21 protein-coding genes and 1 pseudogene are annotated in these 24,563 nt (G+C 54.5%); 16 read left to right on the forward strand and 6 right to left on the reverse strand.

Annotation, left to right across the window (positions count from 1 at the left end; all coding sequences use genetic code 11):
* Both CPT76_RS37720 and CPT76_RS23365 read right to left on the reverse strand, forming a co-directional pair.
* Positions 1 to 488: hypothetical protein (locus CPT76_RS37720; RefSeq protein ID WP_219845459.1), on the reverse strand; the 488-nt coding region annotated here is incomplete at its 3' end.
* Between the two features lie 271 nt (positions 489 to 759).
* Entirely contained in the window at positions 760 to 1,608 is an 849-nt protein-coding gene (locus tag CPT76_RS23365) for an AraC family transcriptional regulator (RefSeq protein WP_105444612.1), read from the reverse strand.
* Positions 1,609 to 1,762: 154 nt separating this feature from the next.
* On the opposite strand from CPT76_RS23365, the gene CPT76_RS23370 reads away from it, so the two are divergent.
* The 8 genes and pseudogenes from CPT76_RS23370 (at position 1,763) to infC (ending at position 8,524) form a co-directional block, all read left to right on the forward strand.
* Positions 1,763 to 2,812 (forward strand): Gfo/Idh/MocA family protein, encoded by a 1,050-nt coding sequence (locus CPT76_RS23370; RefSeq protein WP_105444731.1) that lies wholly within the window; start codon positions 1,763 to 1,765, stop codon positions 2,810 to 2,812.
* A gap of 49 nt (positions 2,813 to 2,861) precedes the next feature.
* Positions 2,862 to 3,629 (forward strand): sugar phosphate isomerase/epimerase family protein, encoded by a 768-nt coding sequence (locus tag CPT76_RS23375; RefSeq protein WP_105444613.1) that lies wholly within the window; start codon positions 2,862 to 2,864, stop codon positions 3,627 to 3,629.
* A complete protein-coding gene (locus CPT76_RS23380; RefSeq protein WP_076169974.1) occupies positions 3,622 to 4,716 on the forward strand; it encodes a Gfo/Idh/MocA family protein in 1,095 nt (364 codons plus the stop codon). The genes CPT76_RS23375 and CPT76_RS23380 overlap by 8 nt, the downstream gene beginning before the upstream one ends.
* 62 nt (positions 4,717 to 4,778) lie before the next feature.
* Complete coding sequence (locus CPT76_RS23385; protein WP_089548117.1) at positions 4,779 to 5,747, forward strand: sugar phosphate isomerase/epimerase family protein; 969 nt, start codon at positions 4,779 to 4,781, stop codon at positions 5,745 to 5,747.
* 12 nt (positions 5,748 to 5,759) lie between these two features.
* Positions 5,760 to 6,394 (forward strand): annotated as a pseudogene (locus CPT76_RS23390) (ThuA domain-containing protein).
* Between the two features lie 273 nt (positions 6,395 to 6,667).
* Entirely contained in the window at positions 6,668 to 6,988 is a 321-nt protein-coding gene (locus tag CPT76_RS23395; RefSeq protein WP_076169977.1) for a winged helix-turn-helix transcriptional regulator, read from the forward strand.
* Positions 6,989 to 7,153: 165 nt separating this feature from the next.
* Entirely contained in the window at positions 7,154 to 7,912 is a 759-nt protein-coding gene (locus CPT76_RS23400; protein ID WP_105444614.1) for a hypothetical protein, read from the forward strand.
* A gap of 129 nt (positions 7,913 to 8,041) precedes the next feature.
* Positions 8,042 to 8,524 (forward strand): translation initiation factor IF-3, encoded by a 483-nt coding sequence (infC, locus tag CPT76_RS23405; protein WP_089548114.1) that lies wholly within the window; start codon positions 8,042 to 8,044, stop codon positions 8,522 to 8,524.
* A gap of 62 nt (positions 8,525 to 8,586) precedes the next feature.
* Here infC and CPT76_RS23410 read toward each other — a convergent pair whose 3' ends face one another.
* Together CPT76_RS23410 and CPT76_RS23415 are read right to left on the reverse strand one after the other, a co-directional pair.
* Complete coding sequence (locus CPT76_RS23410; protein WP_089548113.1) at positions 8,587 to 9,471, reverse strand: hypothetical protein; 885 nt, start codon at positions 9,469 to 9,471, stop codon at positions 8,587 to 8,589.
* A 435-nt stretch (positions 9,472 to 9,906) separates the two neighbouring features.
* Positions 9,907 to 10,623, reverse strand: coding sequence for a Crp/Fnr family transcriptional regulator (locus CPT76_RS23415; RefSeq protein ID WP_105444615.1), 717 nt, complete (start codon positions 10,621 to 10,623; stop codon positions 9,907 to 9,909).
* 245 nt (positions 10,624 to 10,868) lie between these two features.
* On the opposite strand from CPT76_RS23415, the gene CPT76_RS23420 reads away from it, so the two are divergent.
* From CPT76_RS23420 to CPT76_RS23450, 7 genes are all read left to right on the forward strand, one after another.
* Complete coding sequence (locus CPT76_RS23420) at positions 10,869 to 12,254, forward strand: ABC transporter substrate-binding protein (RefSeq protein WP_181153019.1); 1,386 nt, start codon at positions 10,869 to 10,871, stop codon at positions 12,252 to 12,254.
* Positions 12,255 to 12,380: 126 nt separating this feature from the next.
* Positions 12,381 to 13,265 carry a carbohydrate ABC transporter permease gene (locus tag CPT76_RS23425; RefSeq protein WP_076169984.1) on the forward strand — a complete coding sequence of 295 codons (885 nt, stop codon included), beginning with the start codon at positions 12,381 to 12,383 and terminating at the stop codon, positions 13,263 to 13,265.
* Entirely contained in the window at positions 13,265 to 14,092 is an 828-nt protein-coding gene (locus CPT76_RS23430) for a carbohydrate ABC transporter permease (RefSeq protein ID WP_089548111.1), read from the forward strand. The genes CPT76_RS23425 and CPT76_RS23430 overlap by 1 nt, the downstream gene beginning before the upstream one ends.
* A gap of 25 nt (positions 14,093 to 14,117) precedes the next feature.
* On the forward strand, positions 14,118 to 15,965 hold the full coding sequence (locus CPT76_RS23435) for a cache domain-containing sensor histidine kinase (RefSeq protein ID WP_105444617.1): 1,848 nt from the start codon (positions 14,118 to 14,120) through the stop codon (positions 15,963 to 15,965).
* A complete protein-coding gene (locus tag CPT76_RS23440) occupies positions 15,940 to 16,728 on the forward strand; it encodes a response regulator transcription factor (RefSeq protein ID WP_308737656.1) in 789 nt (262 codons plus the stop codon). The genes CPT76_RS23435 and CPT76_RS23440 overlap by 26 nt, the downstream gene beginning before the upstream one ends.
* A 45-nt stretch (positions 16,729 to 16,773) precedes the next feature.
* Positions 16,774 to 18,387 (forward strand): beta-N-acetylhexosaminidase, encoded by a 1,614-nt coding sequence (gene nagZ, locus CPT76_RS23445; protein WP_105444618.1) that lies wholly within the window; start codon positions 16,774 to 16,776, stop codon positions 18,385 to 18,387.
* A gap of 287 nt (positions 18,388 to 18,674) precedes the next feature.
* Positions 18,675 to 21,161, forward strand: coding sequence for a copper amine oxidase N-terminal domain-containing protein (locus CPT76_RS23450; protein ID WP_146116391.1), 2,487 nt, complete (start codon positions 18,675 to 18,677; stop codon positions 21,159 to 21,161).
* Between the two features lie 148 nt (positions 21,162 to 21,309).
* Here the strand turns inward: CPT76_RS23450 and CPT76_RS23455 are convergent, their stop codons facing one another.
* Positions 21,310 to 22,368 (reverse strand): FecCD family ABC transporter permease, encoded by a 1,059-nt coding sequence (locus tag CPT76_RS23455; protein WP_258168747.1) that lies wholly within the window; start codon positions 22,366 to 22,368, stop codon positions 21,310 to 21,312.
* Positions 22,365 to 23,378 (reverse strand): FecCD family ABC transporter permease, encoded by a 1,014-nt coding sequence (locus CPT76_RS23460; RefSeq protein WP_105444619.1) that lies wholly within the window; start codon positions 23,376 to 23,378, stop codon positions 22,365 to 22,367. The genes CPT76_RS23455 and CPT76_RS23460 overlap by 4 nt, the downstream gene beginning before the upstream one ends.
* A gap of 359 nt (positions 23,379 to 23,737) precedes the next feature.
* Between CPT76_RS23460 and CPT76_RS23465 the strand changes: the two genes are divergently transcribed.
* Positions 23,738 to 24,563: ABC transporter substrate-binding protein (locus CPT76_RS23465; RefSeq protein WP_105444735.1), on the forward strand; the 826-nt coding region annotated here is incomplete at its 3' end.

Raw genomic sequence — 24,563 nt, forward strand, 5'->3', positions numbered from 1 at the left:
AATGCATCCGCAATCGAAGGCAGCTGTTCGGCAGGCGCGGCGGCATCCGCCAGCCAGACCGCTTTTGCTGGGGAGCCGGACAGGACCGGATCCCGCAATTCGTCAAAAAAGTTCGCATCAGGATTGCCAAGCACCAGCAGGAGATCGAACGGAATGGCAGTCAGTCCTGCGGGCAGGTTACAGAGGTGCTTCACGGGAGCGGCCGTCTGTGTGACGAGCCTGAGCCCGTCAAGAATGGACTGTTCGGTATGCCAATGGCTATCTTCCGAGAGCAGCGACCGCACAAGAACTTTCATTTGTTTGATATCCACCGGGCCCGGGGGGGTGCGTGCTCCGTCCAATTCAACCAGAACGTTTGGCGCCGCGTCCGGTTGTTCGGAAGGGGCTGTTTTCGTTTCGGCAGAAACGGGAGGGCCTGGCAGACTTGTTGCCGCGCCGGGAAGGGGAGCCGGTACCTGCAGTGTTCCTCCGCCGTTTTTCTTCAGCACGCGGACCACCATTTTGGCGATGCGCTGCTCGGTAACGGGATGCAAACGGATCTGGGTGCGGCGGGATCGCTCTCGGCTCCTTTTTTGTTCATGGCGTTTGATTTCCCTCCTCATCACCTTAGCATAGTGTCATACCAGTGTATGGTTGTATCGTGAAAGCTGCCCCACGGACAACTGACACAAAAAGGGAAAAAAGGGCGGATGCTGAAGCAGGCAGCACAAAAAAACCGGCGCTTATCCGCGCCGGCTTCAGCCTGTCTTATCCGATGTTCTAGTTCGGCGAACGGACGCCGATCCCGGTCTGGATCTGCTCCCTGTTCTCCATGCGGTATTCCTTTGGCGACTTGCCGAACCTGGACCGGAATACCCGGTGGAAATACGTATAGCTGCCGAATCCCGAAGTTTCCGCAATGTCTTCGAGCGACATCGGACTAAACACGATCCGCTCGCGGGCCATTTCCAGCCGGACGTCCAGCGTATACTGCATAATACTCGTCCCGAAGGCTTCCTTAAACAGATGGACCGCCCTCGAGACGCTGATGCCGACATGTGAAGCGACATCCTCCAGCTTGAAGGATAACGAGGCGTGTTCTTCAATAAAATGCTTCATGCGGTAAGCCAGGTACGTTCTCGGGGTCGTGGAGGGATGCTCGCTAAGGAGGCGGTCCGTTTCGAGGCATAAAATCCGCATGTAGTATCCTGATATTTCGGGATACGGGTTGGACATTCTCCGCTGTTCCAGCACGATCTGGCGGAACAGGCTGAGCAGGCTCTCGTTAAGCGGGACGCGGATGCGCGTCGGCCGTTTCTGCTTGGCCCACCACTGGTCGATCCATTCCCCGCCGAAGAAAATATGATAGTCGCCGCTTTCTACGGCAAGCTCGCCCTGAGCGTTCGGCTCCTCGCCGATCAACAGCTCGTACGGCTCGTCTGGGGAATAAATCAACAGATCGCCCGATTCGACGGGAACAAGCTCACCGTCTACCCGTGCGCGGCATCTTCCGTCGGTCTGCAGACGCATGAGGTAATTTTTAACGCCGTCCATCTCGCTCATGTAGAACGGTTTATGATGAAATGAAAATCCTGCTGTATAAATGTGCACTGAATCTTGGGTGGACATGATAGGGCTCCCTTTGCAATCAAAAAAATATGACCAGATTGTTCATGTTTCGATCATATAATTCATTTTAATATAAATAAATTCGGAATACCATGTTACTAGATTGTTGAATACGCATTCAGCATCGTAAGGAGTGACTTTCGTGGAGAACAAAATGAAAGCCGGCATTATCGGCTGCGGCAACATCAGTGCTATTTACCTGGAGAATTTAAAGAAAAGCCCGGTTGTTGAAGTGGTGGCGGTTGCCGATCTGGTGACTGAACGCGCCCAAGCGCGGGCTGAAGAGTTTGGGATTGCAAACGCATACACCGTGGATGAGCTGCTCGGTGACCAAGAGATTGAGCTCGTCATCAACCTGACGATTCCCGGCAGCCATGCCTCCATCGATTTGGCGGCGCTTGAAGCCGGCAAGCATGTATACGCGGAGAAGCCGCTGGCAACCTCGCTGCAGGACGGCAAGCGCGTGGTTGAACTGGCCGAGCAGAAAGGCCTGCGCGCCGGAAGCGCGCCGGATACGTTCCTCGGATCAGGCGTGCAGACCGCCAAAGCGGCAATCGAAGCCGGGAAGATCGGCATACCGGTGGCGGCAACCGCATTTATGATGGGCGGCGGCCCGGAGGGCTGGCATCCGGATCCTGAATTTTTCTACGCGCCGGGCGGCGGTCCGATGCTGGACATGGGTCCGTATTACCTGACGGCGCTGGTTGAGCTGCTGGGCTCGATCCGCCGGATCAGCGCTTCGGTAGGTGCCCAGATCCCGATGCGGACCATCGGCTCGGGGCCGAAGAGCGGCCAGCAGATTCAGGTGCAGACACCGACCCATCTGGCCGGCACCATCGATTTTAAACAAGGCGCCATCGCCACGATGATAACCAGCTTTGATATTAAAGCTGGGGCCAATCTGCCGTGGATTGAAATTTACGGTACGGAAGGAACGCTCAGCTTGCCGGATCCGAACTTCTTTAACGGCGACGTCAAGCTTCGCCGCAGCGGTTCCAGCGAATGGGAAGTGCTGACGCCCGTTTTTGAGAGCACCCAGAACGAACGCGGCCGCGGTGTAAACGACATGGTCGAAGCGATCCTCTCAGGGCGCAAGCACCGGGCCAACGGCAACCTGGCCTACCACGTGCTGGAAGCCATGTATGCTTTTGAAGAGTCATCCATCAGCGGCAGCCATGTCGTACTTGCGAGCAGCCATGAATAACGGTCATCTCAATAAGATGACCTATAAGCGAACACAGGGGTGAACCAATATGTTGAAGCTTGGCCTGCAGTTATATACGGTTCGTGAAGAAATGGAAAAGGATTTTGAGGGTACGTTGAAGAAAGTAGCAGAGCTGGGTTATCAGGGCGTGGAATTCCACACCTTCTTCGGACGCTCCAGCGCCGAGGTCAAGAAGCTGCTGGACGAGAACGGTCTGGTCGCCATCGGGACCCATACGCCGTATGACCGGATGCAAAACGCACTGGACGAGGAAATCGCCTATAACAAGGAGATCGGCAGCAGCAGCCTGATCGTTCCTTACCTTGGTGAGGAGCAGCGCGAGTGGGACGAGGTGTTTGACAACCTGAAGCGTATCGGCGAGAAATGCGCTGCGCAGGGGGCCACACTGCTGTACCATAACCACGATTTTGAATTTACGGAAACACGCGGCGAGGAGACGGTGTTCGACGCGATGTACGAAGCGGTGCCCGCCGACCTGCTGAAGGTGGAGCTGGATACGTGCTGGGTATATTTTGCCGGCTACGATCCGGTGGAGTACATCGAGAAGTATGCGGGACGCCTTCCGATTGTGCACTGGAAGGACGTCAAGCGGAAAGAGGACGGCACGCCGCAGACGGTCGAGCTCGGCGCAGGCGAAGTCAACCTGGAAGCCGTAGCCGAAGCAGCGGACCAAGCCGGCGTGGAATGGATCGTTGTGGAGCAGGATTTCTGTGAAAGACCACCGCTCGAAAGCATTGCAGCCAGCATGGAATGGATCAAATCTTATGCCAGAAACGGAGGACCCGTAAATGTCTAGCTCAAGCAAAACCCTGAAAATCGGCATCATCGGCTGCGGAGGAATCGCCAACGGCAAGCATATGCCGAGTCTCAAGAAGCAGCCTCAGGCGGAAATGGTCGCGTTCTGCGATATCGTGCAGGAGCGCGCCGAGAAGGCCGCTGCCGAATTCGGCGCAGAAGGCGCCAAAGTGTATACAGATTTCCGCGAACTGCTGAAGGACGCAAGCATCGACGTCATTCATGTATGTACGCCGAACGATTCCCACTCCGTCATTTCGGTGGCGGCGCTGGAAGCCGGCAAGCATGTCATGTGCGAGAAGCCGATGGCCAAGACGGCCGCCGAGGCCAAAGCGATGGTGGAAGCCGCCAAGCGCACCGGCAAGAAGCTGACGATCGGCTACCAGAACCGCTTCCGCAACGACAGTCAATACTTGAAGGAGCTGTGCGAGAACGGGGAGCTCGGTGACATTTATTACGGTAAAGCGTTGGCCATCCGCCGCCGTGCCGTTCCGACCTGGGGCGTGTTCCTTGACGAAGAGAAGCAGGGCGGGGGACCGCTGATCGATATCGGCACCCACGCGCTCGACCTGACGCTGTGGCTGATGGACAACTATAAGCCGAAGAGCGTGCTCGGGAGCACCTTCCACAAGCTGGGTCATAAAGAGAATGCGGCCAACGCGTTCGGCCCGTGGAACCCGGAAGAGTTCAAGGTAGAGGATTCCGCATTCGGTTTCATCACGATGCAGAACGGCGCAACGATCGTGCTGGAGTCCAGCTGGGCGCTGAACGTCGTGGAAACCGGGGAAGCGAAGACGGTTCTTGCCGGCACGGAAGGCGGGGCCGACATGAAGGACGGCCTGCGCATCAACGGCGAGAAAATGAGCCGCCTCTATGAAACTACGGTGGATCTGAACGCCGGCGGCGTAGCCTTCTACTCCGGGTCGGCAGAGACCGATGCCGACAAAGAGCAGCGCCTGTGGCTCGAAGCCATTTTGGAAGATAAAGAGCCGGTGGTCAAGCCGGAGCAGGCCTATGTGGTCACGCAGATTCTGGAAGCCATTTACGAGTCTGCCAAAACAGGCAAAGCCGTTTATTTTGAGGAATAGTCATCCTTTGCATAGAAGCAATTATTTATAGCTACGATAACCAAGAATGAGGAGGAGTACACTTGAAACTGGGAGTATTTATGGTATTGTTTGGTGGACGCAAACTGGAGGACGCTTTGGACTATGTCGTCTCCAAAGGATTGAAAGCTGTTGAAATCGGAACAGGGGGCAATCCCGGCAACGCGCACTGCAAGCCGGCGGAGCTGCTGAAGGACGAAGCCGCATTGAAGCAATTCAAGGACGCAATCGAGTCCCGCGGCCTGACGATCAGCTCGCTGAGCTGCCACGGCAACCCGCTGCATCCGCAGAAGCATCTGGCTCAAGCCGACCACGAGGATTTCGTGAATTCGGTGCTGCTGGCTGAGAAATTGGGCGTAGAAGTGGTCACCACGTTCTCCGGATGCCCTGGCGACCATGAGGATGCCAAATATCCGAACTGGCCGGTAGCGCCTTGGCCAAACGATTATCAGGAAGTGCTCGCATGGCAGTGGGAGAACAAAGTCATCCCTTACTGGACCGAACAAGCGAAGTTTGCCAAAGAGCATAACGTAAAAATCGCGCTTGAGCTCCACGGCGGATTCTCGGTGCATACACCTGCGACACTGCTCCGCCTGCGCGAAGCTGCCGGCGAAACGATCGGCGCCAACCTGGATCCGAGCCACATGTGGTGGCAGGGTATCGATCCGGTGCAGGCGATCCACATTTTGGGCCGTGAGGGTGCGATCCATCACTTCCATGCAAAGGATACCGTGATCGATCCGATCAATGTTAACAAATACGGCCTGACCGATATGCAGTCCTACACGAACATGCTGGACCGCGCATGGCAGTTCCGCAGCGTAGGCTACGGCCACGATGTGAAAACGTGGGCTGACATTATCAGCGCACTGCGCCTCGTCGGCTATGATTATGTCGTCAGCATCGAGCATGAAGACGGCCTGATGTCTGTTGAAGAAGGCTTCTCCAAAGCCGTTCAAAACCTGCAGCAAGTACTTATTGAAGAGCCACTCGGTGAGATGTGGTGGGTCTAGGGGGATAAACCATTGATTAATGTAACCATTTGGAACGAATTCGTTCATGAAAATATTCACGACGAAGTGAAGGCAGTCTATCCGGAAGGCATTCATGCCGCACTGGCCGCAGGGCTGGACGGCAACGGCTTTGCGATTACTACGGCGACGCTGGACCAGCCGGAGCATGGATTGACCGAAGAAGTGCTGAATGCCACGGACGTGCTCGTATGGTGGGGCCATATGGCCCACGACCAGGTCAGCGACGAAGTGGTGGCGCGTGTCGTAAAACGCGTGCTTGGCGGCATGGAATCATTTGGAACGTGAACCCGTCCCATCCGATTTCCATGGGCATTGACGCCAAGATTATTCTCGAGCATGAGGAAATGTACGGCGAATTTTTCGATATTCCGGCTCCGGATGAGCTCGTGTTTATCAGTAATTTCGAAGGCGGCGAAGTGTTCAGAAGCGGATGCACCTTCCGCAGAGGCCAAGGGAAGATCTTCTATTTCCGTCCAGGCCATGAGACGTTCCCGACCTATTACCAGCCGGAAATCCTGAAAGTCATCGCCAACGCGATCAATTGGGCATATCCTCTCCAAACGTCGGCTCCGGTATTCGGCAACATGCAGCCGGTCAGAGAGCTGAAGCCGGCGGCAGTATTGTAAGCTTTCGCAAGGCGTATCAGCCTAAAGCGGCGGTCCAACCGCCGCTTTTTTGCTTGCTTGCAGAGCATGCATGATTTTCGGATGATCTGCAAATCATGGGATCAACAAGGAATCGGGAGTCCCGTTTTGCAAGGGAAAGAACATTTGCGGAGCTTTCCAGCAGTTGTCTTGTTTCATTTTGCGCAAAAATGTGGTAAAATGAAATATACTAACTTAATGTAAGCGTTCATGAGACGTAACTGTTTACATGGATTCTGTAAAGAGGTGAAGATCATGAATCAACAACAATTTAACATGTGTCCGCGATTCGAAAATGCTTTCTCCATATTAGGAAAACGCTGGAACGGCTTGATCGTCTTTTCCCTGATGGATGGTCCGAAACGGTTCAAGGATATATCGAAATTAATTCCTTCGATGAGCGATAAGATGCTGTCCGAACGCATGAAAGACTTGGAAACGGAAGGAATTCTGGTTCGGCACGTTTATCCCGAAACGCCTGTCCGTATCGAATATGAGCTGACGGATAAAGGCCGAGCGCTGCGTCCTGTTATGGAGCAGGTTCAAGAGTGGGCAGAACAGTGGGTTGAGCTGTAAAACCGTCCGTAAGGTACGGTTCTGCGGGAACCCCGTTAACGACAAACCTTCCTTCCATTAAGGAGGGTTTTTGTTAATTATAGGAAAAGACTTGCACCAAATGACGGAGTCTGTAGTATAATTGGTAAAAAACTGCCTTTTCGGCGTATAAGGAGGCGGATGACGATGAGGAAGATCATATTCTCCCAGGGAATCGGGTACGGCAAGGACGATGTACACGAGCTTGAAAGCGCTTCGGTCAAGGTTCGGGGCATTTACGATAAGACACTCAGCATGCTGAGCCGGTATTGGCCGGAATCGATTTGGAAACGCTGGACCTTAGACAGGCCTGCTCAGGCGTCACCTGCCGACGAAGACAAAGACAAGAGCAGTACGATTTTTCAGAAATGGATTCAAGGTCCTACGGGTTGGAAATGCATCGGCTGCGAGCGGCATAATGTCGAGAGCCTTGATGCGAATCATGCCTCGGACAGAACGTCCAAGCATGAATACATCTTTCACAACGGCCGGCATCAGAGCATGCTGCTGCAGGTCATCATCTGGTCCCAATACGAAGAAATCACCATGTTTCACCCCTTTCTCGGCGACACTCCTTTTTCACAGAAGAAGAACTGGAGGTCATCTCCACTTATTGAATTTACCGTGCTGAAGCTGGACGGCGGGTCCATGAAGCCTGATATGACGCATTCTTATGTATTTCCGTACACCAATAATCAAAGCGTCAGAGACGTTATGGCGCACAGCGGTTTCGTGAAGCTGACGGACAATAAAATGTACGTAGACACCGTCCAGGGGTACAGTCCCAAATCGGTGGAGAAGTGGGTCGTCAAGGTGAACGGGAAGGAACTGGTGGACAGCGGTTTGGAGATGAAGCTGACGCCGCAGGATGAAGTGGAAATCAGGCTGGAACGGGCAAGCGTATAATAGCAAAACAAGCAAATCGACAAGCAAACGGACAAGCAAATGGACAAGCCCGAATTGGGCAGACAGCGAATGTGAAATGAACGTCTGGTTTAAATGATACATGTCGTGTGTAAAAGGAAGGGTACCCCTATGTGGATGAATGAGAAGATCAAGGCTTCTGAGGTGGAATTAACCGGCTTGAACGGCGAGGATATCGGAATCGTCCCGACCAGGGAAGCATTGGCCATGGCCCGCAAGCTGAAAGTAGACCTCGTCTGCACGTCGCTGATGAGCAGTCCGCCGCCTTGCCGGCTGGTGGCTGCCGCCGACGCCAAGAAGGAAGCCCAGGCAGCCAAAGCCAAATCTTCCGACCGGGTAGTAAAGGTGAAGGAGATCCGGCTGACCCCGAACATCGAGGAGCACGATCTGGATACGAAGAAGCAGCAGGCCGCGCGAATATTACAAGCGGGAAATGCCGTCATGCTGGTGGTCCGGGTGCAGGGCAAGGAGGGCGCCGCCGCCAAGGTCCTGCTGGAGGACCTGGTTCGGGAATTAAAGGAGTGGGGCCGCGCCAAAACAGGCATCCAGGTGAGCGGCAAGCAGGCTGCCGTACAGATCGATCCGGTCGCATAAATAAAGACAAAGCCCCCAGGCGCCGTTTATTCAGGCACTCAGGGGCTTTTCTGCGGTTCGGGTTAGTCATTAAGCGATCTCCAGCCGTCGAGGTCGTGAACGGACACCCCTGCGAATGAGGTATTGACCTGCGCCAATTGCTGCAGCTTGCCCAGCTGGGAGTCCATATAAGCTTTTCCTTCCTCATAGAAGGTAATAAATTCGCCTTCGCTGCTCGGTTTCGTTTCGACAGAAGCAAAGGCCGGCTTGCCGAGATAGTTCGCCTCTTCCAGTTCGCGCTTGGCGGTGCTGTAGATGCCGTCGGCGGTATCCCGGTAGGACATGATCGCAACGGCGTCATATTGGCTGATCATGAAGCGGCTCAGCGTGCTTGTTCCGTCCGCTGTCGTATAGTTGCAGAGCCAAAATGGAATATCGGCGGCAACTGGAAGATTCATTTCACGCACATTATCGGTTAAATACTGGACGTTCTCCTGCCATTGGCGGATGACCGAGGTCTGGTCCGACTTCCATTGAGGCAGCACGTGGGGTTCGATGTCGACATGAACGCCCTGGAACTTCTCGTCCTCTGCAGCGCCGTTCTGGTACGCCTTCACCCAATCGAGGAAGCTTGTGATTTTGTAACGTTCCGACGTAAGTCCCCAGGACGGGGCGCCGCTGAGCGCATCGACCCGGATATCCAAAGCTCCGGCCTGTTTAATGAAGCTCTTATAGTAGGAAGCAGGAATATCGCTGTTGGTCTGGAGATAAATCGTACGGACGCCGTGATCGGCCGAAAATTTCAACATCTCCTTGGCTTCCGTCTTGATCAGCACCGTGTTCCACAGCCAGGTGGCTTTGGTGTAACCTTCCGCTTTAGCCTCATTTCCGGGGAAGAGACCCGCGGCAAACCATAATACAACGAAGGCGGCAATCCATCCTGAACGCAATGAATATTTACTTGACATGACAATCGTACACTCCTTTATGTGATGTGCGGTACTACCTGATTCGATGGACCCTCTTTCACGACAAACACGATTCCTTATGACCAGATCTGGCAGCGGGTAATACTTATGATGTTCCTGGTTTTGGCGGATCTCAGTCCTCCTTACAAGGATCTGTAGTCTGATAGCAGGTCCACGACATAATAGGTAGATCTGCGTAGTGGATGAGTCCTTGGAAATAGGTGCTATCCAATTGATCGGTTCTTTATTCCGCATTATATATAGGTCTTAAGAATCATTTAATAGTATATGAAGAAAGCGCTTTAATGAATATAGGTATTTGGAAGGGTGAAAAGAGAATAATTAGAGGGGGAGAAAGGAATCGAAGGGATACAGCCTCCTTTTAGCGCATGAAAAACCCCCTGCGCTGCACGCAGAGGGAAGCGATGATTTCTCTTAAATCCGGCATATTTCCTTCGGGCAATACTCACAGTGACAGATGCCCTGCAGATGAGAAATGTCGTTAATGACAATCAGGCCGTCCACAATGTCCACCGCACCGCATCTGCGGAGGTCGCCCAGCATCCGGTTGACGCTTTCGCGCGTAGCTCCGATCAGGTTCGAAAGATCCGTGTTGGTAAGCTTTTTACGGATGATGATACGTCCTCCGGCATGTTCTCCGTACGTATTGCCGAGCCGGATCAGTGTCGAACAGAGCGCGCCGGGCTTGCCGTACATCATGAGATCCCGGAACTTGGTCTGCGTGAGGCGGTGATGGTTGCCCATCCATTTCATAAAGTCCATTGCAAAAGCGCCGTCCTGGCAAATGAGGAATTCCATATCCTGCTGGTCGATCACCCCGACGACGCTGTCCTCAAGCACCTCGGCGGTATAACTGTGCGTACGGCTGCCGATCGGGTCGGCCTGGCCGACGATATCGCCGCTTGTATACATATAGACGATAAGCTCTTTCCCTTCGACCGAGGATTTGCTTAATTTAACGCATCCGCTGTAGATATAGTAAAATCTGTCGGCAGCATCCCCTTCCCAGAACAGGTGGGAACCCGCAGGCATCTTTATTTCCGTCATCATGGAAAGCATCCGTGTGAAGTTGGCGTCCGAGAAGCAGCATGTATTCCGGACCGTGTCCTCGAGTGCAGGCAGTGTGCTCATCGTTCATTTCCCCTTTTGGCTTGCTGTAATGTGATTGCCTTTATCCATATTATAGCGGGAATACGAGCGGCTGAGTGCGCGCCGGGCGGGCGAAAAGTGTCAAATTTCTAACAATGTGATTATTTTCACTTGGTGTAGAGGATTTTCCCCCTGCATTAGCGGAATATTCTCCTTACGGATCTGGCGGCCGCTTCTTATAATTAAGCATGTAAACCAGATTGCTAAGGGGGCTTAAGCAGATGAAGATGAAAAGAAGTTTGATGCTGCTGATCTCGTTATGTTTTGCGGCGTCGCTCGCGTTATCCGGTTGTGGAAGCGATAACAAATCGGCCGGAGAGACGGGCGGGGGTTCATCGGGAACGGAGCCGAAGACGGAGGAAGCGCAAAAGGCCGAACCGTTCGAGCTGACACTGAGACATACGCAGGTTGGCCAGGACAAAGAGAAGCGTTTTGCCATTTTGCAGGACGTCGTGAAAAAGACGGAGGGCGAAATCGAAGGGTTAACGTTTAAGCTGGATGGCGTGGAATCCGACGTCAACCGGAAAGAGAAGCTGCGCGGCGAAATGGCGGCAGGCAATCCACCGGATATTTTCGACCTGTTCGGCAGCCCCGATTCCAAAGTGTACGCCAAAGAGGGCAAGCTGCTTGATTTGACGCCGATCATTGAGGAGCTGGGGATCAAGGATAAGTTCAGCTCGCTCGAGCCGTTCACTTACGAAGGTAAGGTCTACGGACTGCCGATCGGCGGATCTGGTGAAGGCTTCTTCTATAACAAGGAGTATTACGATAAAAAGGGCTGGGCGCCGCCTAAAACGTTCGCCGAGCTGGAAGAGCAGCTGGCCGCGATCAAGGCCGACGGCAAGGTGCCTATGGCGGCAGCTTCCAAGGCAGGCTGGGTGCCGCTGATGCTGACCAACCACCTGTGGTCGCGCTACGCGGGACCGGACATTACGAACAAATTTGCTACCGGCGAAGCCAAATGGAACGATCCGAACATGGTCAAGGCGTTTGCGAAGCATAAGGAATGGGTCGACAAGGGCTATTTCAAAAAGGGCGAGCTGGGCTTTGAATATGCCGAGTACACGACCCAATTTACGAGCGGGGAAGCCATTTTGATGTATGACGGAACCTGGAAGTCTTCGGTGTTCAAGCAAGGGGAATCCGGCGAAGGCATGATCGGTAAAGTCGGCTTCTTTAACCTTCCGCCGGTGGACGGCGGCGTAGGCGATCAGACGGCGCTGATGCGCGACGTCAACAACGGCTACGGCTTCTCGTCCGCGGTCGCCAAGGATCCGCGCAAGCTGGAAGCGGTGAAAGCCTTTATCAAGAACATGTTCAATGAGGAAATGCAGATCCGCGGCTTGGTGGAAGACGGGGTCCTGCCGGCCATGAAGCTGGACGCATCTGTGCTGGAGTCGAGCATTACCGACGATCTGATGAAGCAAATCGTCGACGTGCTGAACACGGCCCAATCCTCCTTCCCGGCATTCGATTCGCTCGTACAGGCTGACGTGACGACGGAAATCAGCAACATTCAGATTCAAAAGCTGATCGGCAACCAGACGACGCCTGAGAAGATGGGCGAAGCGCTCCAGAAGGCACAAGAGGAAGCGAATTCCCTGGAAGAATAACGGCAGCTGATGCGGTGTGCCTCGGGTCAAACCGGGGCACCTGTTTTTTACTCAACCCCCTCAAGTCTGAGGGAGCATGACATTTTTTCGGGCGGACGACCAAGCGCCCGCGTTGGGAGGAACTCCATGAACAAAGCATTGAAGAATCCTGCGCTCTACGTCCTGTTTATTCTTCCCTGCTTGATTTTGTTTGCCATGTTTTTTCTGTATCCGATTGTAAGCTCGATCCGTTACAGCCTGACGAGCTGGAACGGCGTATCCAGCGATCCGAAATTCATCGGCTTCGACAACTTCGTGAAGGCGCTGACGGAGAAGCGGTTTTGGACCGCGGTCCGAAACAACGGCTATTTCATTTTGTTTTCCTGCGGAATCCAAGTGCCGCTGATCGTCTTTTTTTCGCTCCTGATCGCCCATGTCAAAAAACTGAAGGGGCTGTACAAGACGGCGGTATTTTTGCCTTCGATCATGTCCACGGCCGTGATCGGCATCCTCTGGGGCTTTATTTATGAGCCGAACATCGGGCTGCTGAACAATATTTTGAAAGTGTTCGGCATCGAACCGCTGTATTGGCTGTCCGACGAAAAATACGCGATGCTGTCCATCCTGATTACCAATGCCTGGCAGTGGACCGGCTTTTATATCGTCATGGTGCTCGCCGCCATTATTTCCATTCCCCGCGAGCTGGACGAAGCCGCCGCCATCGACGGCGCAACGGCTGTACAGCGGGCGTTCTCCATTACGCTGCCGCTCATTAAGCCGATCATCTCCGTCGTCATTATGCTGTCCATCGCCGGTGCGATGAAAGCCGCGGACATCGTCATCGTCATGACGAAGGGCGGACCGGCGGGTTCGACCGACGTGATGGCCACCTACATGATCAAATATGCCATTACCAACTTCAAATACGGGTACGGCAACAGCATTTCTGTTCTCATCTTTGTCTTTACATTAATACTGACCGCCCTGTACCAACTGTTGATTGCAAGGCGCAGCGAAAGGATTGAATACTGATGACCAGGCTCAAAAAACTGCTGCCCCACATCGTCCTGATGGCCTACTTATTGGTTATTCTTTTCCCGTTCCTGTTCGTGCTTTTCTCTTCGGTCAAAAAGGATAACAATGCGATCGCCCTGAACCCGTTCGGCATACCAAAGCAGTTTGCACTAGGTAATTACGTGGAGGCATGGGTCAACGCCAAGATCAGCACCTATTTTTTCAACAGTCTGTATATCTCGATTCTGTCGGCCGTCGTATCGATCCTGATCGCCGCGATGTTTGCGTTTGCGATAACTCGCATGCGGCATTTCAAAATCAGCGCGCTGCTGTCCGGCCTGATCCTGGTCGGGATGCTCATCCCGAACAACGCGCTTATGCTCCCGATTTATCTGCTCGTGCGCAAGCTTGGGATCCTGGATACGCATCTGGCGCTCATCATTCCTTACATCGCCAACGCGCTCCCGTTCTCGGTCATCATTCTGGCGGCGTTCATGCGGTCCCTGCCGGGCGAAATCGAGGAAGCGGCCGTCATGGACGGGTTGAAAGCCCAGGGCATATTTGCTAGAATTGTCGTACCCCTGACGGTTCCGGCCATGGTTACGGTGTTTATCGTGAACTTCCTCGGCAACTGGAACGAATTTTTGCTAGCCAACTACTTCCTCTCCAATGATTCGCTGCGGACCCTCCCGGTCGGGATGGTGCAGTTCCGGGATCAATACCAGATGAATTACGCGCAGATGTCAGCCGGCATCGTCTACAGCGTCGTACCGGTCATCGTGATTTACGCGATCCTTCAGGAGAAAATCATTGAAGGTGTTACAGCAGGCAGTGTTAAGGGATAACATGCGAAGAAACGGATGAATGCCAATGAATTTGCGGGTAAAATTGTTTACGGCATTTGTTACACTGATCATTGTTCCGCTGTGCGTGCTGGGCGTCGTCACCTTTATGGTGACCTCTCATTCGATTGAGACCAAATACAGCCGGCAGACGGAATATTCCCTTAAAGCCATCAGCTACAGCATCAACAGCGTGCTGAAGCAGATGGACAACGTGACGGATAACGGCATCGCGACCTCGGTGTTTCATATGGCGCTCATCGCCAAGGACCCGACCAAACAGGATTTGAACGATGCCGAGCAGCTGAACCTGAACAACAGCCAGCGCAACTTCCGGAGCCTGCTGTACAACCATCCTGCCATCAGTTATGCCTATCTGTACAACCTGCAGGGCAGCGGGCCGTCGAGCACGGTCTCTATTTTCACCAAAGAAGACTTTAATACGCTGTCATTCGAAGAGTTTAAAGCCCATCCGTTATATCAAGAAGTTATGGCCTTGAACGGGGTCCCCAAATGGCTCGGACCGCATGAATACCCGGAAATCACCGGATCCGACCCGGTGTTTACACAAATTCGGCTCATCAAGGAGCTGAGCTATTTTAAAAATATCGGGATTTTGGTGACCCAAATCAAAAACTGGGATATCGAGCTGATCTTCCGCAACCTGTCTTTAAACCGAGATATGCAGTCCACCGATTTTATGCTCGTGAACGATAAAGGACTTATTCTGTATGATCCGAATAAAGTGCTGGACGGCCAGCCCATCCAGTCCGTGATGAAGAGGGACGTCAAGTTCGGCGGTGATTTTCAGAGCTTCAAGACGGCGTTTAACGGGGAAAAAAGCATCGTTTCGATTTATCATATGAAAGAATACAATTGGAGTCTCGTTTCCGTCACTTCGTGGAGCTCCCTGTCACAGGAAACGCTGGTCTTTGCCAAATGGTTTATCGGCATTACGCTCGTCTGCCTTTTGGCGGCGGTCACCTTCAACATGGTCTTCATGAACCGGATTACCGGCTCGATCGCGGTCATCGTCCGCTTCATGCGTAAAGTGGAAGGCGGGGACTTCAATGTCCAGGTGCATCACCGGGGCAAAGACGAGCTGCATATTCTGGCAAAGGGTTTTAACGATCTGGTTGAACGGGTCAACGGCCTGTTCCAACAGATCCAGAAGGAGCAGAAGCAGAAGGCGAAGGCGGAGCTGCGGGTGCTCCAGGCCCAGATCAAGCCGCATTTTCTGTTCAATACGCTCGAGTCGATCAACGTCCTTGCGGTTCAGAACGAAGGGGAGAAGGTCAGCGAAATGGTGCACCGGCTTGGCAACATTTTGCGGATCAGCATCCAGGACAATGAGGAGATTACGCTTGGCCAGGAAATCGAGCATTTGCAGAGCTATTTGGAAATCCAGAAATTCAGGTTTCAGGATTTGTTTGAATATGAGATCGATATTCCGCCGGAGCTGCGGAGCCGCAGCGTGCTGAAGCTGACCCTGCAGCCGCTCGTCGAGAACTGCATCCAGCACGGCTTTGAAGGGATCGGCTATAAGGGCATGATTTATGTGTCCTGCTGGAAAGAGCGCGGCCGGCTCGTTCTGCAGGTACAGGACAACGGCATCGGCATCAGTCCGCGGCAGCTGGCGGCTTTTGAATACATGAAGAGCGATGGCGGGGAACCGCCGGAAGTGAAGGATATGCAGGTGAACCACGAGCGGAGGGGACTCGGCGTACGCAGCGTGGCCGACCGCATCCGGATTCACTACGGCGATGTATACGGGTTGTTCATTTGTTCGTCCGGGACCACCGGAACGATAATTCAATGTATCATACCAGACAACGAGTGGAGGGACTTGGATGATTCTGAACGTGCTGCTGGTTGATGATGAAGCCCCGATTCTGAACAATCTGAAAAGCGTTATTCCGTGGAACGACATGCAGATGCAGGTGTACACCGCCCGGAGCGGACAGGAGGCGCTGGACATTTGCAGTCTCCATACTCCCGATATCGTGCTGTGCGACATTCGCATGCCGGTGATGGACGGACTGACCCTGATCGGCGAGCTGCGCAAAGGCGGATCCGCCGCCGAAATCATTCTGCTGACGGGATATCAGGAATTTGAGTATGCCCGGCAGGCGATCAAGTATAATGTCAGGGAGTACATTTGCAAGCCGATCCACTACAAGGAGCTGGAGAATACGATTCGCTCCGCCCGTGAGGATATTCTCCGGAAACGGCGCAGCGATCCGTTCCAGGTGACCGTCGCCCGGATTGAGGAGGACAGCAGCGACAGTGGGGCAAGAAAGACCCCGCAGCAGCTGATGTCGGATGCGATTCTTTATATCGGCGAGCGGCTGGGCAGCGATCTGGGCATCGAGGAGCTGGCGGGACACCTGGGCATCAGCTGCAGCTATTTTTGCCTGCTGTTCAAAAATCATCTCGGCGTCACCTTTGTCGAATATTTGACAGGGAAACGGATCGAAACCGCTAAATATCTGCTTACCCACAGCGACAAAAGCATCACGCAAATCGGCAGCAGCATCGGTTACCAGGAGCGGAGGTACTTTACCAAAGTGTTTCAGCGGCACACCGGGCTGACACCGTCCGAATTCCGTGACCAGACGAAGGGAAGAACGGCGGGGTAGCGGACGTATCGGCGGAGCAATATATGAATAGGGAGTGGGCATGTCATGTTAGTATCGGATCTAACGCTTGAGCAAAAAATCGGGCAAATGTTCATCTGCGGGTTCCACGCACAGGAGCCGGATGAGCAAATCCGCCGTCTGATCGAAGAGTACCATGTAGGCGGCGTCATCTATTTCCGCCGGAACATCGGCGAGCCGGAACAGGTGGCCGCGATGTCTTCCTCCCTGCAGGAGATGGCTGCGAAGCAGGGGAAGCTGCCGCTGTGGATCGCCATCGACCAGGAAGGCGGCATGGTGGCCCGCATCGACCATCGCAGGGTGAGCCGCATTCCGGGAAACATGTCACTTGGGGCGACCGGAAACCCGGATTTTACCTACCGGGTGTCCGCCATCAGTGCCCAGGAGCTGCATGCGCTGGGGATCAATATGAACTTCGCGCCAGTGCTTGACGTGAACAACAACCCGCGGAATCCGGTCATCGGCGTCCGATCGTTCGGCGAAGATCCGGAGCAGGTGGCAGAGCACGGCTCGGCCGCCATTCGGGCGTACCAGGAGCACGGCGTATCGGCGGCAGCGAAGCATTTTCCGGGGCATGGCGATACCAGCGTCGACAGCCATCTGGGGCTGGCATCGGTAGAGCACGGCATGGAGCGGCTGCGCGAGGTGGAGCTGAAGCCGTTCGTCCGGGCGATCCGGGACGGGGTGGACGTCATTATGACGGCACATGTCGTCTTCCCGGCCATCGAGAAGGAGGCGGTTCCGGCGACGCTGTCCAAAGCGGTGCTCACCGGCCTGCTCCGCGAGCAGCTCGGTTACGAGGGCGTCATCGTGACCGACTGCCTGGAAATGCACGCGATTGCCAAGCATTTTGGCGTGGGCGAAGGCGCGGTGCTTGCCGTGGAAGCGGGTGCGGACATCGTCCTGGTCAGCCATACGCTTCAGGATCAAATCGAAGCGATTGAAGCGGTCACGGCGGCTGTGCGCAGCGGAAGAATTCCGGAGAGCGTTATTGACGCTGCCGTGAACCGGGTCCTGAAGCTGAAGGAGAAGCGGCTGCAGCCTTCAGGTACCCAAGAAAGCACGCCAGCCTTTCTTGAACGGCACGAAAAGCCGGAAACGGAACGGCTGCTGAGGGAAGTGGCAGCGGGCAGCATTACGCTCGTCAAAGACGAAGCCCAGCTTCCGCTTCAGGAGGACCAGCGGGTTCTTGTCGTGTGGCCGGAGCTCCGCTCGGAAACACAGGTGGATGAGCCATGGACGGAAGCGAAGACCCTCGGGCAGGCGTTGTCGGAATACATACAGGACGTAAATGAGCTGACGATCAGCGCGGAGCCGGACCTGCACGAGGTCGAAAAGGTGCTGGCCGCCGCCCAAGGATATCGTCAGGTCGTCGTCGCCACATACACGGCCGGCAGCGAGCTTCCTTCAGGTCAGCGCAGGCTCGTCGAAGGGCTGATCGCGCTTCAGCCGCAGCGGCTCGTGGTGGCCTCCACGCGCAACCCGTACGATTTGGCGGCGGTACCGGCCTCGCCGGCATACCTGTGCTGCTACGAAAATACGCCTTATTTTATGGAAGGGCTGGCTTCCATTCTAACGGGGCATGCTAAGGCAGGAGGGACGCTGCCGGTTAGCCTTGGCAGTCAAACCACGGCGTCCTAGTGAGCGTGATAATCCGCAAGAAAAAGGCATGCGGTATAGATTTACCAAAGGTTGGATGTCCATTTGGGATATCCTTCCTTTTTTTCTTTTGGAGATCTGTAAAATCGAGAGCAACTTTTCGGGGAATGAAGCGTCTAATACTATGTCTTTTCAATGATATCAGAAAAAAATAAGCTTGATGGATCTGATGTCGGGGGGAACTAGCTTCAGCCTCTTTTTTTGTATGGGGTCGGGAGGCTCGCTAGAAGAGAACGTGATTTAAAAACGGGAGTAGAAGGAGTCTGGAGATGAATTTCAAGAAATTGACCATGATTGCAGTGTTAGCTGCATCACAAACCGCTCTGGTCTTGCCGGCCGGCGCGGAAACCGCGGTACAGGTCCAGCAAAATGCGGGAACGGTCCAAGGTGTAGACAATGCAGCGGCAAGCGCAGTCACCAATAACATCACGAGCAGCACGAACAATACTGGCAATTCCAGCAATTCGGGCGCTGCAAGCACGGACGGAACAACAGGAACTGCAGGCACGTCCAGCACGACGGGTACAACCGGAAATGCAGGGGGAACGAAAGGCACGACGGGAACTGAAAGCGGTACAAGCACCACTACGACAACTTCCGGCCAAGACTCCACAGGCTCGGGAACCGCGGGAACGACCGGAAACACAGGTAACACTGGGCAAGGCGCTGACCAGAACGGCGGCACGACAGACGGAACAAGCACTTCCGGTCAAACCGATGGCAGCACCGGGAACGCGAATGACGGTGGCCAAGCGGCGGACGGCCAAAATGCAGGCACGCAAGGAAACGAAGGACAGTCCGAAGGTACGGCAGGCGGCACGGCAACAACTACCGATCCGCAGGGAATTACGGCGACGGGAAGCACGACAACCGGTCAGGCCGGCCAGCTGATCCTCATGATGAACAGCAACAAAATGTACCAGGACGGCAAACTGTACTTGGCAGGCCAGCCGATGGCCGTCAAGAACGGCGTATCTTACGTGGCGATCCGCGCCATGGTGGAGCGCGTCGGCCTGAAGCTGACATATGACGCCAAGACGAAAGAAACGATTATTATTAAAGATAACAACGAGCTCCGGTTCAAAACGAACAGCAGCAGCTACCGTGTTAACGGCGTGGCGAAACCGATGAAGGGCCCTGCGTATCAGTACAAAAATACGTTTATGGTCCCGCTCACGTCGATCACGCAGGCGCTTGGCATTCCTTACACGGTCGACCAGCCCGGAAAGCGCGTTATTCTGAACCTGTCGACGAAGCCGGTAGCCACGTTCAGCGTTGGTCCAACTGAAATTTTTGCAGGTGAGACGACGGTGAACTACATTTCCCAAGCGACCTCTCCAAACGGACTGCCAATTGTTGACGAGCGCTGGGAAGGGAAAGAGGACATTTTCCAAGAAGCCGGACCGCATACAGTAACTCACTATGTTCAGGATTCCAGCGGACAGTGGAGTGATCCGTACAGCATCACGGTGAACGTGATCAAGCCCAACGAGCCGCCGGTGGCCAGTTTTACAACCGACAAAGAACAATACAAAATGGGTGAACTGATCACCATTACCGACCAGAGTACGGATGATGAAGACGCGATCGTCAGCCGCGAATGGCTGAACGACCGCAAGGCGTTCTTCCAGCCTGGACCGCAGACGATCCGGCTCAAAGTAACGGACAAACACGGCGCGGTAAGCGAATTCCAGAAAACCGTCGTCATTACGAACGAAACGTTGTACACCGAAGACGATTTCAACAAGCTCTTTACGCCGGTGGGAGACAAATTTACGTTCAACGGCGGATCGGTGCCTAGCTGGAAAACGGCGACCTTTACGACAACTTCCGATCCAGCCACGCTGATCCGCAGCAACAGTCCGGAGACGGTATATTCCGAAGGCCTCCTGTATCAGGAAACGGCGCTCGGAAGCACCCGGTTCATGCTCCATCATGTCAATGCTACGAATAAAAACATGCAGGTTTACGTCATCGCCACCAACACGATGCTGGATATGAGCAGCACGATCAACATCCAGAACTTCGGCATGGGGGGACCTAGCCCGTATGCGACGGGCCACGGCAGAGCATCCGTGATGCGCTACTTTGATTCCATGACGAGCGGTTCGGGCCGTCAGGATATCACCCTCGCCCCTGGCGAGAGCAAGGTCATTATGACGAACATCAACAACATTAAAATGAAACCGGGTGAAGGCATTTCCGTTCTGGCGGACGCATTCAGCAACTATCCGGTAAAATACAGCGTCATTATGCTCGACGCCACGAAGGATCCGCTGCAGTCGCTGCCATTCCTTCCGGCCCTTGACCGCGACGTACACAACCGGGGCACGTATCCGAATTCCGTCGTGAACATGTCGACCGACGAAGTGCTTGGCAGCACCGAGACACGTATCGTTCTCGGCGACAATAACATCGATCCGAACCTGAAGGGACTGGACGGGATCTATGGAACCGAAGCTTCGAATGCAGGCAACTTTGGTGTATTGTACAAAATCAAGCTGAACCACGTCGCTCCGAATACGCTGATTACGCTTAACCCTCGCGGCGGCGTATACAACGGCATTTTTCTGGTGAACGGCCAGCAGGTGCAGGCAGCGAACAACACCCAGGATGTCAACGCCCCGAACGAAACGAGCGTTCTGTACCGTACCGGAAACTATGAGCAAAGCGTAGAAATTTGGTACACGGCGGCGCCGGGCAGCAACCTGCCGATTAACCTGCTCCTGATGCCGATGCCGCAGATGAAGCAGTAAACGAAAGCTGTAAACGGATCTTGATTATGGAAGACAGCAATTATTCTTTCTTATTCTTATAGGCAATGAAAAGACCCCCATCCACTGCAGCTGCGGTAGATGGGGGTCTTCTTTGTCTTTTTTATAATGCATTCGCTGCCGTATTGCACTAGGAAGAGCTGCGGCTCTTCCATAACAGGAATATGAAGAACGGCGCGCCGACAGCCGATGTAAACACGCCGACCGGAATATCCAGCGGGGTGAATAGGTTGCGGGCGAGGACATCCGCCACGACAACGATGATGGCCCCGCTTAGAGCGCTGGCCGGAAGCAGGGAGCCGTAAGACGATCCGATCAGCTTCCGGGCGATGTGGGGGGCGAGGAGGGCGACAAAGCCGATCGCTCCGCCGACGGAGATGCCTGCCCCGGCAAGCCCGACGGCCATGAAGAGCAGGATCGTCCGGTCGCGCTCCACCCGGCTGCCGGCCCCGGCGGCCAAGTCGTCGCCGAGCTGCAGCATGTTGATGCGCCGGGCGAAGATCAGGCTGAGCACGCCCAGCACGATGAACCAGGGCAGCATCATGTTGACATGTTTCCAGGAACTGCCGTACACGCTGCCCAGCAGCCAGTTGAAGGCTTTCTGGGCGACGTCGGTCGGGCCTGTGACGAGCAGCATCGTGGAGATGGCCGAAGCGACCGCCCCGATGCCGACGCCGATCAGGACCAGCATGAGCGGGTTGACGCCCTTTTTCCACGAGAGCACATAAATCAGCAGCGTGGTGAGCGCGGCGCCGACAAAGGCGGCCGGCGGCAGCCAGAAGACGCTGGCCGACGGAATCAGCGTAATGATGGCCGTCGTCGCGACAGAGGCGCCGCTCGTGACGCCCATGACGTCCGGAGAAGCCAGCGGATTCCGGATCAGTCCCTGCGTGATCGCCCCGGACATGGCGAGGCAGGCCCCGACCAATGCGCCGACGATGACCCTGGGAAGCCTGAGCTTCTGCACGACCACAACGTCCAGCTTGTTCCCTTGGCCGAAGATCGCCTGGGTCACCTCCCAGGGATTCACGTATTTGGTGCCGAAGCCGATGCTGATGATGACCGCAAGTAAAAGGACAATGGCTAGAATGCACAGGATGGCAATCTGGCGCTTCGATGTGAGAAAGGAAACCGCATCCCCGCCCATGCGGACGCTGATGGGGCCTTTCGGTCTGGATGAACGGCTCATTGGCGAAGCAACCCCTTTCTCGCAGCGTGGATGAAGAATGGCACCCCGAAGATCGCTGTCATGACGCCGATGGGGATCTCCTTGGGCATGGCGATAAAGCGGGACGCAATATCCGCAAGAAGGAGCAGAATGCCGCCCAGCAGCGCGCTGTAGGCGACCAGCCAGCGGGTATCCCGGCCGACGAGGGCTCTGGCGATATGCGGGATAACGAGCCCGACAAACCCGATTGGCCCGGCGACGGCGACCGAGCTGCCTGCCAGCACGACGATAAGCAGTCCCATGGTCAGCTTGAGGAGTACGGTTTTCTGGCCCAGGCTGCGTGCCACATCCTCGCCGAGCATGAGCGTGTTGACGGACGACGCGATGAGAAGGGCGACGATCCAGGCGGCAAGCATGTAAGGCAGAAGCCCCAGCAAAATGCTCAGGCTCCGGCCTTCAACGGAACCGGACATCCAGAACAGCACTTCCTCCATGGCCCGGCCGCTAATGATGAGCATGCCGTTGGTCAGCGAGCTGCAGAAGGCGGTAATGGCTGCCCCGGCGAGCGTGATTTTCAGCGGCGTTAAGCCTTGCCTCCCGGCGGAGCCGAGAATAAATACGAACAGGCAGCTGACAGCCGCCCCGAGGAAAGCGATCCAGGTGAAGGAAGCGAGCGAGCTGACGCCGAGCAGGACGAATGAAGCTACGACAAGTAGGGAGGCGCCGGCATTAATGCCGAATATCCCTGCATCCGCAAGCGGATTTTTGGTCAGGGATTGCAGCAGCACGCCACAGATTCCCAGGCTTCCGCCGACGAAGGCGGCGATCAGCGCGCGCGGCACGCGAACGTCCCGAACGATAATATGCTCATTGCTTCCATTAAACGAAGTAAAGGCTTCGACAACTTCCCTCCAATTGGTGCTGTGCACGCCAAAGAGGATGCTCGCAGCAACACATAAGAGCAGGAGGACGAGCCCTGCGATCAAACCGGTCCATTTGGCAGATGATCTATGTAACCATTCCGGCTGCACGGCATACCCCTCTTTTCAATCAGGCTGTAAATAAGTAGATTGAACTAAAGTTGTGCATTGAACTTCCTGTTATAAGAGCCTGATACGGCCTATATCATTCATTTCTTTAGTTCATTCCAAGTAACATATTAAAGTTTAAGTGGAGCGCATAGGCTTGTCAATGAGGCTGATTCTCAATTTCAATATCTGTTATTTGCACTTCCATACAGGAAGTTTATTGACATTACCGGCGCTATGAATTAGGATTAGGACGATACTGAGAATCATTATCAGGAGATTAGAAGGGGAGAGCTTTTACTTATGAGAAAATGGAACGGCCTTATACTTATGCTGTTGGCTGCTGTGCTGGTACTGTCCGCATGCGGCAAAGCAGCGGCAGCGGCAGCACCGCTTCCGGAAGTACAGGAGAGAGCAGTACGGAAGCGGGAGCTGCCAACGATGCAGACCGCACGATAGAGACGGTTATGGGGCAGGTCAAAGTACCCGCACATCCGAAGAAAATCGTTGTTTTGACCAACGAAGGAACCGAGGCACTGCTGTCCATGGGCATCAAACCGGTGGGCGCCGTCAAATCTTGGACCGGCGATCCATGGTATCCGCATATTAAGGATCAAATGCAGGGCGTAGAAAATGTAGGCGACGAGGGCCAGCCGAACGTGGAAGCGATCGCTGCACTCGAACCGGACCTCATCCTGGGCACGAAAATGCGCCAGGAGAAAATTTACGAGCAGCTGTCCGCCATCGCTCCAACCGTATTTTCCGAAACGCTCCGCGGTGAGTGGAAGGAAAACTTTAAGCTGTGGGCCGATGCGGTCGACGAGAAAGAGAAGGGCGACCAGGTACTGGCCGACTATGATAAGCATGTGGCTGACGTGAAAGCGCAGATCGGCGACAAATTGAGCACGAAAGTGTCGATGGTCCGGTTTATGCCGGGCAAGGCACGGATTTACTATAACGATACGTTCTCCGGCATCATTTTGAAGGAAGTGGGCCTCGCCCGCCCGGCGGTACAGGATAATCCCGGATTCTCTGACGATGTCGGCAAAGAGCGCATTCCGGACATGAACGGCGACATTTTGTTCTACTTTACCTATGAAACCGGCGACGGCGAAGGCAGCAAGATGGAGAAGGAATGGACCGAAGACAAACTTTGGAAAAACCTTGAGGTGGTCAAGAAAGGCAACG

This window comes from Paenibacillus sp. AR247 (genome assembly GCF_002968895.1).
Classification (GTDB): Bacteria; Bacillota; Bacilli; order Paenibacillales; family Paenibacillaceae; genus Paenibacillus_AQ; species Paenibacillus_AQ favisporus.

Bases quoted from the DNA above. Each gene is read 5' to 3' on its own strand.
- CPT76_RS23435 (WP_105444617.1), top strand. From the start codon at position 14,118: ATGAATTTGCGGGTAAAATTGTTTACGGCATTTGTTACACTGATCATT.
- CPT76_RS23455 (WP_258168747.1), bottom strand. From the start codon at position 22,368: ATGAGCCGTTCATCCAGACCGAAAGGCCCCATCAGCGTCCGCATGGGC.
- CPT76_RS23395 (WP_076169977.1), top strand. From the start codon at position 6,668: ATGAATCAACAACAATTTAACATGTGTCCGCGATTCGAAAATGCTTTC.
- infC (WP_089548114.1), top strand. From the start codon at position 8,042: ATGTGGATGAATGAGAAGATCAAGGCTTCTGAGGTGGAATTAACCGGC.
- nagZ (WP_105444618.1), top strand. From the start codon at position 16,774: ATGTTAGTATCGGATCTAACGCTTGAGCAAAAAATCGGGCAAATGTTC.
- CPT76_RS23450 (WP_146116391.1), top strand. From the start codon at position 18,675: ATGAATTTCAAGAAATTGACCATGATTGCAGTGTTAGCTGCATCACAA.
- CPT76_RS23425 (WP_076169984.1), top strand. From the start codon at position 12,381: ATGAACAAAGCATTGAAGAATCCTGCGCTCTACGTCCTGTTTATTCTT.
- CPT76_RS23375 (WP_105444613.1), top strand. From the start codon at position 2,862: ATGTTGAAGCTTGGCCTGCAGTTATATACGGTTCGTGAAGAAATGGAA.
- CPT76_RS23400 (WP_105444614.1), top strand. From the start codon at position 7,154: ATGAGGAAGATCATATTCTCCCAGGGAATCGGGTACGGCAAGGACGAT.
- CPT76_RS23370 (WP_105444731.1), top strand. From the start codon at position 1,763: ATGAAAGCCGGCATTATCGGCTGCGGCAACATCAGTGCTATTTACCTG.
- CPT76_RS23365 (WP_105444612.1), bottom strand. From the start codon at position 1,608: ATGTCCACCCAAGATTCAGTGCACATTTATACAGCAGGATTTTCATTT.
- CPT76_RS23415 (WP_105444615.1), bottom strand. From the start codon at position 10,623: ATGAGCACACTGCCTGCACTCGAGGACACGGTCCGGAATACATGCTGC.
- CPT76_RS23430 (WP_089548111.1), top strand. From the start codon at position 13,265: ATGACCAGGCTCAAAAAACTGCTGCCCCACATCGTCCTGATGGCCTAC.
- CPT76_RS23420 (WP_181153019.1), top strand. From the start codon at position 10,869: ATGAAAAGAAGTTTGATGCTGCTGATCTCGTTATGTTTTGCGGCGTCG.
- CPT76_RS23410 (WP_089548113.1), bottom strand. From the start codon at position 9,471: ATGTCAAGTAAATATTCATTGCGTTCAGGATGGATTGCCGCCTTCGTT.
- CPT76_RS23380 (WP_076169974.1), top strand. From the start codon at position 3,622: ATGTCTAGCTCAAGCAAAACCCTGAAAATCGGCATCATCGGCTGCGGA.
- CPT76_RS23440 (WP_308737656.1), top strand. From the start codon at position 15,940: ATGATTCTGAACGTGCTGCTGGTTGATGATGAAGCCCCGATTCTGAAC.